The organism is Paenibacillus oryzisoli (genome assembly GCF_001653565.1).
In the GTDB taxonomy this organism is placed as follows: domain Bacteria; phylum Bacillota; class Bacilli; order Paenibacillales; family NBRC-103111; genus Paenibacillus_E; species Paenibacillus_E oryzisoli.
On sequence record NZ_LYPB01000029.1, the window covers coordinates 1 to 14,341 of the forward strand.

Sequence of the window (14,341 nt, forward strand, 5' to 3'; positions counted from 1 at the left end):
CCATCAAAGTATGTCTTATATACTTCAACAGAGGTATCTGGAAATCCTTGTTAGTCGATTGGTCAGTCGTAGAAAAAAAACACCTCTTTCCTGTAAAGGGTGTTTTTTCACATTTATTTAAAAATAAGTGTCAGCTTGGTTGTCAGTAGCCTGTGTAATGATTTGATCGATCGTCATAAACGCACCGCCAATAAGCCCAGCCATATTCCCAAGTGAAGATTTGTTAATAATTAGATTTCGGGTAGCGAGTGGCAGTGATCTTTGGTAAACACTTTGTCGTATTGCTGCAAGGAATATATCCCCGAACTCAGCAATCCTCCCTCCAATCACGATAAGATCGGGATTGGCAAAATTAACAATGGATGCGATGACCTTCCCGATTAAAGCACCACTTTCACGAACCAACTCTACACAGGATGAATCGAGTTGAAGGAGTCCTGCTCCTATATCCTCCATGGACAGTTCTCCACGGCTATTGAGAATATCCAACAAATAACCACTGTTATGGAAGATCGCTCGCTCTTTTCCTTTTGAAATGAGGGCTTTGCCACCAGCGGAAGCCTCCAAGCAGCCTTTATTTCCACACCAACATACGACATCCGATCCGATATCAAAATGACCAATATCTCCTGCACTTCCAGTGGATCCTCTGTACAACACACCATCATAAATGATTCCAGAGCCAATGCCGCTCCCGATTTTAATAAAAATGACATTGTTGACTTCAAACTTCAAGCCCTTGGCATGTTCACCTAGCGCCATAATATTCACATCGTTATCGACATAACAGGGACAATCGAAATACTTTGCCCAGAATTCCCTGATCGGGTACTGGTCCCACCCCGGCATAATTGGAGGCGAAATCGGTATACCCATTGAAAAATCTACGGGTCCGGGGATGCCAATTCCGATACCTTTAATTGAAGCCTTATCGATATCATTATCTAAAAGCATTTGTTCAACATGCTCATGAATTCGTGTCAATACGATATCAGGTCCATCCGTAATTTCAATGTCAGAGCTAGTTAGACATAGTACTTCACAATTAAAGTTAGTGAGGGCTATGTGAACAAGCGTAGTTTCCAGTTCAATGGACACAATTAAACCAAAGTCTTTATTCAAAGCATATTCTTTGGGCTTCCTGCCGCCCGATGAAACCCCGATCCTTGACATCTCAATCAAATTTTCTTTGAGTAATCGTTCCACATGTACAGAAATGGCGGACAACGATACGCCAAGTTCCTCCGCTATTTCAACTTTTGACAGCGGAGACTTTGCTCTCCTAATCATCTGAAGTACACTCGCCGTCATGGCATGCATGATCTATTCACCACTTTCGTTGCTTGTCCATAATGTGCAATAAATAATAATTCTAACGTTTCCTTATCTCTTTATCAAGGAATACGGTTAAAAATGTGTGAATGCCTTGTATCTCCTCATTACCTGAAAATAAAAGAAAGACAGACTATCATGAGGTTCCTCATCATAGACCTGCCTTCATTCATTACCAACAATTTTCTTTTACATACCTTCAAACAAAGCTTTCAGCTCTGAGTTTAGTTCGAGAGCACGAAGTAAGATTGTAAGCGCTTCTGCACGTGAAGAATTATTTTGTGATGCAAATTCCCCAGCGGATTGTCCATCAACTAAGCCCATGGACGCAGCATTTTGGATATCCTTCGCGTTCCAAATACCGTTAGTATCCGTGAATGCGGGAACAGGGACAGTACTAGTTTGAAGGTTGACTAATTTTGAGATGATAGAAATAATTTCAGCACGAGTGATCGTGTTTTCTGGCCTGAAAGAACCGTCAGGGTAGCCATCAATAATACCATTAGCTGCTAGTGCTTGAATAGCGTTAGCAGCCCAGTGGCCATTAATATCAGACAATCTAGTGTTGTTACCAGTTAACCCAAATACGCGAGAAATAATTGTAGCAAATTCAGCACGGCTAATGGTGCCGTCTGGTTTAACACTACCATCCTCATAACCAGTCAGGACACCCATACGAACGAACTTTTCAATCGTGGTTTTAGCCCAGTGACTCTCGACATCTTTGAATTCTTTCGGTGATCTACCTGCATCCTCAAATTGTTTCACGATATTGGAAACAACTTCATCCATTTTAACAATTGCTTTAAATGGTGACTTTTCTTCTGGTTTTGTTTCCGGTTCTGGATCTGGCTTCACTTCTGGTTCAGGTGTAATATCATCTGATGGCGTAAAGCCACCACAGCTACAAGGGACAGCTGTGATTGTAACTATGCGAATTGCGTGAATGGCAGGATTGGCTATCGATGTAGCTTTAACGCTAACAGTACCCGCAGAAACAGCAGTGAGTAAGCCAGTTGCACTAATCGTAGCCGTGCCTGTTTCATTGATAACGGACCATGAAATATCTTGGTCATCCGCATTAGCTGGAAGAACAGAAGCAGTGTATTGGTGAGTGGAACCGGCAACAGCTGTGCTATCACCAGAAACAGTAATTAAATCAGGAAGAACAATGACAGGAGTAATAGTAACGACGCGTGTACCAACAATGCCGGAACCATCATTAGCTGTTGCGGTAACCGTAACGGTTCCTGCTGTAACTCCAGTAAGAACCCCCGTGCTTGAATCAATTGTAGCCTGTCCACCTACTAATGTAGTAACAGACCAAGTTACAGAGGCATTAGTAGCGTCTACAGGTGTAATCGCAGCCAACATTGGAATCGATCCACCAACTATTACCGCACTATTGGAATCAACAGTAATACCGGTAACTAACGTTGGAGCAATCAGCGGTTCGAATACATGGATGATCTGCGATCCTGTGATACCTGATTCATCTGTAGCTGTAGCCACGACTGAGATTGAACCAACACCAATTGCGTTTAGTACACCATCTTCAGTGATTGTAGCAATATCGTCTGAACCTTCCGCACTCCAAATAACTGAACTGCTTGTTGCATCGTTAGGAATTACAAGAGCGTTCATTTGAAGCGTATCACCACGATAGATGTTGTATGTTACGGAAGTAACTGTTATACCCGTTACCACAACTGTTGGGGTATTATCCCCCGGAACATCGGCTGTTTTAGCTGGTTCTATGGTTACCGTAACATTATCGACATTAAATTTAGCTTTACTCGTATCCGATGAACCGAATAGGACGCTATCTATGCTGGATGCGCCGGATTTGAATACGGCCTGACTCACCACCGGTGTATTCATGTCATTGACGTACACATCAAATTTATTGGTCGCTAGATCCGCATCTATCTTGATATGGTACCAGGTATTTGAATTGTAAGTTAGAATGGTCATACTGCTGTTGCTATTGTAGTAACGAAGCTTGCCATCCGAGTCGAAATAGAGAACGGCCACCGGCGTTGAGCCGCTGTACAGATAGCCCGCCTGCACCCGCTGATTCTTCTGATCAAGCTTGATGTCGAATTCCTCGACAATTCGGCTGCTTTGAGCCCCGAAGGCAATCGTTGCCTTCACTTCACCCGTAGCGGATGAATCGTCTACCCGCATACTTTTATCTGTTTCCGATGGCGTATTCTGTACCATAATACTACTGCCCGTAACCGTCCATTTGGAAGGTGCGGCGTCGGATGTTTCCAGATTGAAATTATCGTTTACAACTTGTTTGTATAACTTAACATTATCTACGTTAAACGCTCCGGTTCCCGTATCTGATGTACCAAACAACATATTGTCAAGGCTTGTAGCGCTTGACTTGAAGGACACCTTGCTCGCTGCGGGGACAGTCATATCATCCACATAGAGATCAAACTTGTTGGTCATACTATTAGCCACAATTTTAATATGGTACCAGATGTTTGAGCTATAAGGCATGAGGACTGCGCTGTTTTCGCCATTATAATAGTGGAGCTGACCGTCGTTATCGAAATAAACACCCGCTACCTGGGCCGTTCCGTTGTTCAAATAACCTGCCCGGACTTCTTCATTGGTCTGATCCAGCTTGATATCAAACTCCTCAATCAGCACTCCGCTCTGAGAAGGAAAGACACGGGAAGCGCTGACTTCCGAAGAAGTCGAGTTGTCCTTTACTCTCATACTCTTATTCGCGGAGCTCGGTACGTTCTGGACAGTTACCCCTGTCCCTAAAGTCTCCCAGCCATCCGGAACAGTACCTTTTATGGCTTTATTGAAATTATCAAGCATCGGCAGTACTTGTCCCTTAACCGGTGTACCCGTTACTGGCGACTGGTCATACGTAGTCAGCAGCATAAAGCTGCCAGCAGGAATCGTAATATTGACGCCGGAAGAGCTCATATCGGTGTTAGACACGACAGAATCTTTCACCGGCAAGTATTCAGCATCTTCCGGATGATAACTTTCCATATATTTGTATACATCCCAAGTGGCCTGATTGATTCCGGGAATCGTCACGTTAACCTGACTTTCGGTACTTCCTCGGTTAACCGCTGCGATTGTCCAATGACTGCCCTCAGCACCGGACGGTTTCTCTGCAACCAGCACTCTGACCTGACTGTCATATGCGCCTGCTGCTTTATAAATCGTGGAACCTCCTGCAACATAACGGCTTAACAAAGAATACGTGTAGAACCAAGGTCTTGGTGTAGGTGCGTTAAAAATATCCCACATGCCCCATAAACGGTCATGCTGGGCATCATCGAGCTCCCATAAACTGACTCCGCCTGCCCCCTGAAGCACCGCCTGCATCGCTGTATCTACCTGATGCAGCGCATACGAGGACTTGACGACATTCGGTTGATCATCAGCGGCTGTCTGGCCGTCTAAAGTACCGCCTTCCGTAATAAACAACGGCTTTGGCTCACTCGATAGATCGCTTATTCGCTTCAATACCTCGGTACTGCTGGCGTTGGCAATCGAAGCTTGTGACGGATAATAATGGATATCATAAGCACTCAGGTAAGGGGCCAATTCTAGCTGATTGGACGCCGCATAAAGACCCGTATTAATCTGGTTGCCTGTTGCCATGACGCCAACCGGTAGTCCTCTCGCATCCAGCTTGCTCTTCAGCCAGATCATCGCCTGCTTGTAACCGTACCAGGTGACTTTGTTCGACTTCGGCTCATTAATATGCTGGTAGAACTTAATGTTGGTATAGCCCTTTGTGTTAATGAGATAGTCCAATGCGTCAACAACAAGATCTACATAAGTTTCCGAAGCGTTTTTGGTTAGATTATCGCCCGCATAATCCATTCTCCAGGTAGTTAAGAGAACAGTCGTGCCATCGGACTTCAACTGGTCCAAAATTTTGTACAGTTGCAGCATCTCCGGCGTATTCCAGTCATATTGTCCTACCGTTAGTGTCGGAGAAAAAGCATTCGGAGCGGTCGCTACGCGGGCAAAGCCCATCCGCATATAATCCGCACGGGACATGACAGTGTTCCACTGCTCTGTCGTTAATGGATCTACGACACGGTCCGATCCGACGTACGGATCAAATTGAGCGCCAAAGCCATAGAATGTCTGTGGAAGTGCGTCTGTGGCATAAACCGTGACGGGAGTTACTTCCGCCGCCTTTACCTTAGAAGGACTAAGCAATGAGGAAATAACGAGACATAGTACCGTAATAATTACCGCAAGCTTGTTCGGCAAATAGCTCTTCATTAGGTAACCGTTCGAAAAATTTTGTTTCACATTCTAACCTCCCATTTTAAATGTAAAAACAACAAGCTTTGAGGATAGCAACTTTGTTTGACTACCCCTTCAGCGCGCCGCTGCTTACCCCGCTAATAATATATTTCTGCAAGAATAGGTAGACGAGAACAAGCGGAGCAGCGACGATGATGATCCCCGCCGCCATAATCGTCCAATTGGTCGAGAATTCACCGACAAACAGGTACAGCCCTGAGGTTAAAGGACGTTTCTCCTTGTCAGTCAAATACAAATACGGATTGATGAAATCATTCCATACGTTAATGATCTTGAGCATAGCAACTGTCGATATGGCCGGCTTGAGCAGCGGTATGATAATCGTCAGAATGTATCGGAAATAGCCGCAGCCGTCGATGGCTGCCGCTTCGTCCAGCTCACCCGGAATATTTTTGACAAAACCAACTAAAATAAACACCATCAACGCCATATTAATGCCGGAGCTCAGAAGAATGTAGCCACCGTACGTATTCAATAACGATGTGTACTTCATAAAGAAGAGAAGTGGAACGATACCGTCCGGTAGGAACAGCGTGATGCCGATCAGCCCAAGCAGGAAACCAGTACCCCGGATATGCTTGCGGGAGATCGGATATGCGGCCAGCGACGCAACGACACAAGTCAACACCGTGGAGCAGAACGTATAGATCAGGCTGTTTTTAAAATTAATGATCATATCGCCCTGTTTCCAGGCCTCGGCGAAATTGTCAAAGTTCAAGGAGCTTGCGATCGCCATTGGCGAATTCAGAAATTCAGTGTTGGTCTTTAGCGAGATATTTAAAATCATTAAAATAGGCAGCAGCATAAGCAGGCTGCACATGATTAGAAAGACGTGCGCAAACGCATAAGAGAGCTTTGTCGTTCGGTTCAAGAGAGTTTCTCCTCCCGTCTGCGCATATAGGTCTGTACAATAACAACCACAATAGCAATTACAAGAAAATGAATGATGCCAAGTGCCGAAGCGTAGCCCTGCGTGCTGTTGGAGTCAAAGATCGTCTTGAAGACGAACATGCCCAGAGTCATTGTGGAATCGTCCGGACCGCCATTGGTCAGAATCATAACTAGGTCAAATACGCGAAGGCTTCCGATAATACTTAGCAAAATATTAACGCCGATGATCGGCTGCAGCAGCGGCAGCGTAATATAGCGGAAAGATTTCCAGCCAGCTGCGCCGTCTATGCTCCCCGCTTCGTAAATATCCTGCGAGATTCCCTGAAGACCGGCAAGGTACAACACCATCGCGTAACCAACCGAAGTCCATACCTGAACGAATATAACAAGCGGTAACGCTAGCTTCGAATCACCAAGCATACTCGAGCTAGTGCCAAACATGCCCAGAATTTGATTCATAGGTCCCGAATATGGATCAAAGATCAACGTCCATACTAGGCCGATAATAACCACCCCAAGCACATTGGGCATAAATAGTATTGAACGATAGGCGTTTTTGCCGCGAATTTTCAAATTAACCAGCACGGCTAGAGATACGCCAAGGATGTTCTGAATCAATGTGGTGAAAAAGGCAAACGTAAACGATACGCCAATGGCGTTAAACAGATCATTAAAGTTGATCGTAAGCGCATTTTTAAAGTTTTTCAGACCAACCCAATTATACTGGTCAATGTTACCGTTATAATCCGTCATCGAGAAAAAGAGCGTGCCCAGTGCGGGATAAATCTTGAAAACAAAAAACAGAATTAAAGCCGGCAATATGGCTATCCAAGGTGCCCACGAGCGATATGTCTTGACCATCTCACCACTCCTTTCTACGGTCTTCAAGTCCCGCGTATCCGCGGGACTGACCTCTGTCTTTCCTACTATTTCCAGTTAGGCTTGCTGTCTTCGTAATCCTTCTGCCACTGCTTGGCTGCATCTTCCGGCTTCATATCGCTAGTTGCAATCTTGTTCAATAAGTCCAACTGGTAAGTGGAGCCTGGGTTTTGAATATTGGTGAACTGGTCTACCGCAGTCTTAGTTGATAATTGACTGTTAATCTGTTGAGCAAGCGGGTCCTTCATCGTGATGCCGTCCATTACCGGGAACAGGTTGACTGTATCAATGTACAGCTGGTAGTTGTCTTTTTGGCTAAATGCTTCAAGATACTTTAGTGCAGCTTCTTTGTTAGGAGAGTTGTTCGCAATGAACCAAGCACCGCCGATTTTGGCATAAGAGATTTTGTTCTTAGCTTCATCGTCAGTAGCAGGAACGATAAACGTGCCTACCTCGAAGTTTGGCTTCGCGTCGTTGATTTGCGTTAGGCTGAACGTCCCGTCAATCATCATTGCGGCTTTGCCTTGCGCGAACAAACCAGGTGCTTGTCCATATGCTAAGCCAAGCGAATTTTTCTGGAAGTATTTGCTCAACGTCTGGAATTTTGTAAATACTTCCACCCATTCCTGATCTGTGAATTTGCTTGTGAGCGCCTTCACGTTGGCATTGTCTTTACCATAAAAGTCCGGCTTTGCGCCACGAATGATGGAAGGCTCCAGCGTATGGACGATCTGCTGCATCGGCCAACCATCTTTACCGCCTACCAGAATCGGATCTATGCCTTTCGCTTTAATTTTGTCCAACAGTGCGGTGAATTCTGTCCAGGTCTTAGGCTCCTGTTGACCAAGATCGCTGAAAATCTTCTTATTGTAGTAAGCAACGAGACTGACTTTGTTCCAAGGCAGGCCGTACTGCTTGCCGTCGTAATTCAGGTTTTGCAGCGCATCTTTCTTAAAATTGTTAAGAAAGCTTTGTCCCGACAGGTCCCTCCACAGCTCACGCTGGTCAGCCGAGTTCATTGTCTTGTAATCGCCAGCTACGATATCAACTTCGTTCGCGGCAATACGGGAGTTTTTGAGCTGCGGATAGCTTTGCGTAGGCGTGGCATCGTAACGGATCTTGATATTCGGATTGTCCTTCTCGAATTTGGCATTGAACTGATCGAAGAAGGCTTTATCTTCTACGCGCCAGTTAATAATGCGAAGCTCGACCTGCTTGCCCGTACTTTTGGTTTCCGGCGCTGCCGACTGCGTCGCTCCCGAAGTGGCAACCGGTTTATTGGCATCGCTCGCGTTGTTTGCGTTATTGGAGCTGCAAGCCGACAATACCGCTGAGGAGATTGCTGCCGTTAATACGAGAGAGGCTACTTGATTTTTTTTCATTTTCATTCCCCTTTTCTGTAAACTGTTATTTCTTCTCCAATACTACCGAATAGATGCTTTTGTTTGAATTCTCAATTTTCTGCAATATGAGTCAATTTTCTTGTCTTTCATAAAATCAACTCACATCCTCCGCATTATGCATATACTTTCGCAATAGCACTTTGTTAAGGTGACTATTGAATTCATCCCTTGCAGCATTAGAAACAAAAAAAGAGAAACCTTAGGTTTCTCTTTTTTTGTTCACTGTGAGAACGGAAGTGTAACCGTTATAACCGTTCCCCTGCCTTCAAAGGCATGCAACGTCAGACCGTAGCCATCACCGTATTGAAGATACAAACGGGAATGCACGTTAACAAGGCCATACGATTCCTCACCCTTGTATTTATCCAGATCTACGACTACACTTGCAAGCCTTTCATTCAGTGTATGTAGAAGATGCTCCGGAATACCGGGACCATTGTCCATCACCTCAATAATCAGCTTTTCACTCTCGCTGTAGGCGTTGATTCGAATAACACCTTCTCCACCCCGTGGTTCAATCGCGTATTTAATTGCATTTTCGACAAGCGGCTGCAACGTCAGTTTCACCATCTTGCAATGATGGTATTTCTTGTTCACGAACACCTCACTAGTGAATTCGTCTGGGAACCGAATATGAATGATCGACAGGTATTGCTCCAACGCTTTAAGTTCCTCAGCAAACGTCACTTCCTTCTCGCGCACATTTGCGGTATACCTATAGAAATCAGCAAGGTTATGTGTCATATCTACTACCCGTTGATTATGTTCGAAGTATGCGATGCTTTTAATAATATCTAGTGTATTGTATAAAAAATGAGGGTTTATCTGGTTTTGCAACGCCTGAATAGTCGCTTCATTCTGTCTGATTTGCAGCTGCATTTCTTTCTTCGATAATTCCATAACCTCATTAATAAGGGTTTCAAGCCGCTCGGTCATCCGGTTAAACTTCATGCTTAAAATTTGAATCTCGTCAGGTCCTGGATAGAATTCCGTCCTTACCGTCAAATCGCCGTGCTCCATCCGGTTAACCGCTGTCATTAATTTGCCTATGGGTATAACGAACCGCTTCGTCAAGGCCGGAACAAGCAATAGGACGAGCAATAAAATAACCGCCATAATAATAACCGTTGTCCGCTTTGCAGCCTTAAGTCCAGATGCCATCTCACTAAGAGGAACTGCTGAAACGATGGTCCAGCCTTGGCTGGTCATTTCCTTAGTGCCAATCAACATACTGGTATGACCAATCGTTTGCAACGACGCATTCCCCCTGAATTGGAGATCCATTTCCGACAAATTTGTATTCTTAATCGGTCTGCCTATCAAAGCCTGATCGGGATGGAACACCATGATGTCCTTCTGTGTGTCAATGACATAAAACTCCCCCGTTTCCCCGAGCCTTGTTTCGGTAAATAACCGTTGCAGCTCAGAAAACTGCAAGTTTAACACCAAATGTCCCCTTAACTTGCCGTTATTAATGCTGCTAATTGGTATCGATATCGAGATAAGTGGAAATACATCATTGCGATAAAACCCGCTCTGGCGGACAATTGAAATTTGAGTCGAAGTATTGGTATATTTCACCAGAGGAATTTCAAAATCCGTGACACTGGATACAATCCGCCCATCTAAGGATGCAACCCAAAGCCCGGCAATATCCCATGAGTTGAATATTCGGTACATCTCGAGCGTATTCTGGACTTCGGCCTCACTCTCCCGATTGGAATTCCCGGTCTGCTCCAACCATTTCTGAATTTTCAAATCCCCGATCACGTTCCAAGTAGAATTCTCGGCCTGTTTCAGATAGAAATCCAATTGGTAACCAAGCCGGCTTGTCGCTTCATTAGATGTGGCCTGGTAGTCACGGAGGACGGCTGTACTGTAGTTACGATTTATTAGATAGCCCGTTATAAACGTACATAGAATACAACTGACCAGCAGTAGAAACGTAAGCTTGAATCTGATTGAATAGTTATACCACGAGAGATAGTTACGGAAACTCATATCCCATTTGCCTTCCTGTATTCATTAGGAGACAGGCCTTCCAACTCTTTAAAAATACGGTTAAAATACGACATCGTCGAATAGCCGACAAGTTCCGCAATATCATAAATCTTAAGATCCGGTTCAAGGAGCAGCACTCTTACCTTTTCCATGCGAATTTTATTAACGTAATTAATTAACGTCATCCCCGTCTGCCTCTTAAATACATTGCAGAAATGCGAGACACTCATATGGCATCGACTCGCCATCTCAGTAAGAGAGACATTCTTCCGATAATACTGCTCGAGATAAGCACATACTTCTCTTATGACCTTTTTATCCAATTGGTACCTGTCGTTCGGTTGAGTCTGCAGCGAACTCCTCAGAAGTTCATCGAATTGTGTCCGAATCTGTTCCACGGTCAACGCATCCTGGGAGTGAAACAGCTGGCTTGTCCCGCTAGTAATACTGCCCAACCGCTCCGTCCATTTCGTATAAAGCAGTCTTAGTAATGCCGTGTAATAGGCTGGATAAGTGTCGCGAATTGCCAATACAGAATCAAGCAGATGATGGAGACGGTCTGACATATCTGCCAAGTTTCCCTTGGCCGCAAGCTCCTCAAGGAAAGACTGCACCATTAATAAATAAGTATGCCATTTCCCGTTATCCTCAAGTCTGGCATACAGCCGTTGCATAGCCTCTCTTAATTCTTGTTCCTTAACAGGTTTAAGCAAATATTCGGATACTTGATATTTCATGGCCTGCTGAGCATATTGGAATTTATCATATCCGCTTATAATGATGGTTTCCATGGGGAGTTTCTTCTCCGCTATCTGCTCCACCAGCCACAGACCGTCGCGCTGGGGCATCATAATGTCCGTCACCACTAGGGTAGGCCAAAGCTCCTGAAGCATATCCCATGCTTCCTGCCCATTACGGGCTTCACCGACTACTTGAAATCCATATGTTGTCTCTATAATGTCTACAATCATTTTACGAATCCAGATTTCATCTTCCGCTACCAGTACTTGAAACACCCGTAACCCATCCCTTCAGCTTTAGAGATTGTCTTAAGTATACCACCGAATGAATTACTCTATTTTACGAAAAGCTCCTCAAAATTGCGCATTCTATGTTTACAAACTAAGAATTGCGCGAAAGCAAACAAAAAGGGGGTGACGAATGATGACATTCGACTTCCCCCTCTTAACCTTATCCATGGCTATATAAATGTTGCAATAGGAAATAGTCGGCGCTCGACGACTATTGAAGCCATACCTGCTAGACTCCCGGCGATTCCGGATGATAGCTTGCACGGAACTCGGATGGTGTCATTCCCGTCGTACGCTTAAACATTTCACTGAAATACCTGCGCTCCTCATACCCGACGACTGAAGATACCTCCTGAACGGGTACGCCTGCGATCAGCAGCGACTTCGCCTTCTGCATACGTTCAGCAGTTATATACTGGATTAGCGTCATGCCCATGACCTTTTTGAATAAGCTGGAAAAATAGCTGACGCTCAAATGCACGTGGGCGGCGCACTCGCCAACGGTCAAGTCCCGTTCCAAACTCTGTTTTACATATTCAAGCGATTTGAAGATGACCCGTTGTCCCTCGGATAGTGTGTTCTTCCGAATGAGCTCCCCGCCATCACGGCATAACGCCGTGAGTTGCTGCTCAAGTACAGATAGAGCGACGCCCAGGCCACTTGTCTTTGCCTTGTATGAATGCACGATCGGTTGAATCTCATCCAGCGAAACCAGTTCGAATAAGGTCCGAATGATGGAAGCGGCGAGCTCTTCATAATAACTGCGCAAGTACTCCGGGTTCGGCCTGAGCGTGGCCCCCTGCATCGCGGCCGATAGCTGAAGAATCAAAGAAGCCGCACGCTCACTGTTGCCGGAACGAAGTGCAAGCAGTATCTCTTCCTTGCCATCGAGCGACAAAGGTGCCTGTTTGTTGCTTCTCGGAATCTCATCGTAACTGATTGCACCGTTGCCTCCGGTAAATAAGTGATAGCTAAGCGCTTGATCAGCCTGCTTATACGAATCCGGAAGCTCAACAACGGATTGCGCCCTGCCGCCGACACCGATGGACACGGTGAATTTGGTGAAGCTTTCGATATTTTTGCAACAGCGCTCTGCGATTTGGGTCGCACTTATGCCTGGAGGGTCGTTCAAGATTGCTACAAATCGGTTCGCCTCCAGACGGAACAACATACCTCCCGCATGCTCGCGAATCGTTTCCTTAGCAATATTATGAAGCGAGAAGCGGATCAGCTCAACCTCGTGCATGGATAGCTCGACCTCGTTCTCCTGAAATGCATCAATTTCCAACAGCAGTACGATCAGTCCCTGCGGCTGCAGTCCCAACTCCAGGAATTCCCAGCGCTTGGCAGCTTCCTTCCAAGAGGTACGGTGCTGCACCAGAAGTCTCAAAAACTCCTGCCTTAATAGAGGCATACTTTCACGCAGCCTGAACTCCATGTCCCTGACGTTCATCAGTTCCTCCCGTTCCTGCATGATGTGCGCTTTCGCCTTCCTTACCGCCCCCACGATGTCTTCCTCGGTGAACGGCTTCACCACATAATCGAAAGCTCCAAGCCGAACGGCTTCTTTCGCATAATCAAAGTCGGTAAAACTGCTGATGAGAATGACCTTGCAGGCAATATTCGCTTGGAGCAGTTCACGAAGCATCGTCAATCCGTCCATTCTAGGCATCCGGATATCCGTAATTACAATATCAGGTTTCTCCCGCAGGATGAGCTCAAGCCCATCTACCCCATTCGATGAGGTGCCTGCAACGGTCACCCCCTCGCTCTTCCAATCAATCATTGTTAGTCCGTCGACCACGCTTTTGATGTCGTCGATGATACTCAAGCTGACCTTGTCATGACCTAACATGCTGCATCTCTCCTTCCAGCGGCAACGTAATTGTCGCCGTTACTCCCTGATCTGGCGCACTATCCAGACGCAGCTCGGCCCGATCACCGTAATACAGCTGCAGCCGACTGATTAGATTGCCGATCGCATACCCGCCATCATTCGACCGCTCTCCTTTGGATGAAACCTCGCTCGCATCCATACCAGATCCATTATCGCGGACACGAATCATGCAGAATTCCCTGTCTGAAGACCGTTCTACACGTATGTTGATCAACCCCCCGCTATCCATTAGATCGAAACCATGCAAGATGCTGTTCTCGACTAGCGGCTGTAACATAATTCGGGGAACGGGGAGCGTCAGCAGGTCTTCCTCGCTCACTTCAATCTCAAAGGTAAACAACCGTTCATAGCAAAACATTTGCAGCTCTAAATATTGGCGAACATGCTGCAGCTCTTTTTCGAGCGTCGTGACTTCTTGCCCTTTATTCAAGCCGAGCTGGAACAGACGGGACAAGGCTACGACCATTTTCTGCGAGGTCTCCACTTGATTTAGATTCAGTTTCCGTTACTACTTAGGTCTTCCAATAGGAAGACTTCTTCTATTTAAAGGTATTCCGTTCCCACATGTCGAAATGAACACGCAC

9 protein-coding genes are annotated in these 14,341 nt (G+C 45.7%); all 9 read right to left on the minus strand.

The genetic code is table 11. The annotated features are described in order from the left end of the window. Positions 1 to 117: 117 nt before the first annotated feature. The gene (locus A8708_RS00225; protein WP_204787441.1) at positions 118 to 1,311 is read right to left on the minus strand and encodes an ROK family transcriptional regulator; all 1,194 of its coding nucleotides are present in this window, start codon (positions 1,309 to 1,311) and stop codon (positions 118 to 120) included. A 210-nt stretch (positions 1,312 to 1,521) separates the two neighbouring features. Then, on the minus strand, positions 1,522 to 5,640 hold the full coding sequence (locus A8708_RS00230) for an S-layer homology domain-containing protein (RefSeq protein ID WP_068661538.1): 4,119 nt from the start codon (positions 5,638 to 5,640) through the stop codon (positions 1,522 to 1,524). 61 nt (positions 5,641 to 5,701) lie between these two features. Next, positions 5,702 to 6,526: a carbohydrate ABC transporter permease gene (locus A8708_RS00235; RefSeq protein ID WP_082927172.1), complete on the minus strand. Its 825-nt coding sequence runs from the start codon at positions 6,524 to 6,526 to the stop codon at positions 5,702 to 5,704. Beyond that, positions 6,523 to 7,407, minus strand: coding sequence for a carbohydrate ABC transporter permease (locus A8708_RS00240; protein ID WP_068661539.1), 885 nt, complete (start codon positions 7,405 to 7,407; stop codon positions 6,523 to 6,525). Before A8708_RS00240 ends, A8708_RS00235 begins: the two co-directional genes overlap by 4 nt. A gap of 65 nt (positions 7,408 to 7,472) precedes the next feature. After that, positions 7,473 to 8,807, minus strand: a complete 1,335-nt coding sequence (locus A8708_RS00245) for an ABC transporter substrate-binding protein (protein WP_068661540.1) — start codon at positions 8,805 to 8,807, stop codon at positions 7,473 to 7,475. Positions 8,808 to 9,047: 240 nt separating this feature from the next. Continuing rightward, positions 9,048 to 10,829, minus strand: a complete 1,782-nt coding sequence (locus tag A8708_RS00250; protein ID WP_068661541.1) for a sensor histidine kinase — start codon at positions 10,827 to 10,829, stop codon at positions 9,048 to 9,050. Further along, on the minus strand, positions 10,826 to 11,845 hold the full coding sequence (locus tag A8708_RS00255) for a response regulator (protein WP_068661542.1): 1,020 nt from the start codon (positions 11,843 to 11,845) through the stop codon (positions 10,826 to 10,828). The genes A8708_RS00250 and A8708_RS00255 overlap by 4 nt, the downstream gene beginning before the upstream one ends. A 244-nt stretch (positions 11,846 to 12,089) precedes the next feature. After that, complete coding sequence (locus A8708_RS00260) at positions 12,090 to 13,715, minus strand: response regulator transcription factor (protein WP_068661543.1); 1,626 nt, start codon at positions 13,713 to 13,715, stop codon at positions 12,090 to 12,092. Continuing rightward, positions 13,702 to 14,241, minus strand: coding sequence for a sensor histidine kinase (locus A8708_RS00265; RefSeq protein ID WP_275667861.1), 540 nt, complete (start codon positions 14,239 to 14,241; stop codon positions 13,702 to 13,704). Before A8708_RS00265 ends, A8708_RS00260 begins: the two co-directional genes overlap by 14 nt. Positions 14,242 to 14,341 lie beyond the last annotated feature (100 nt).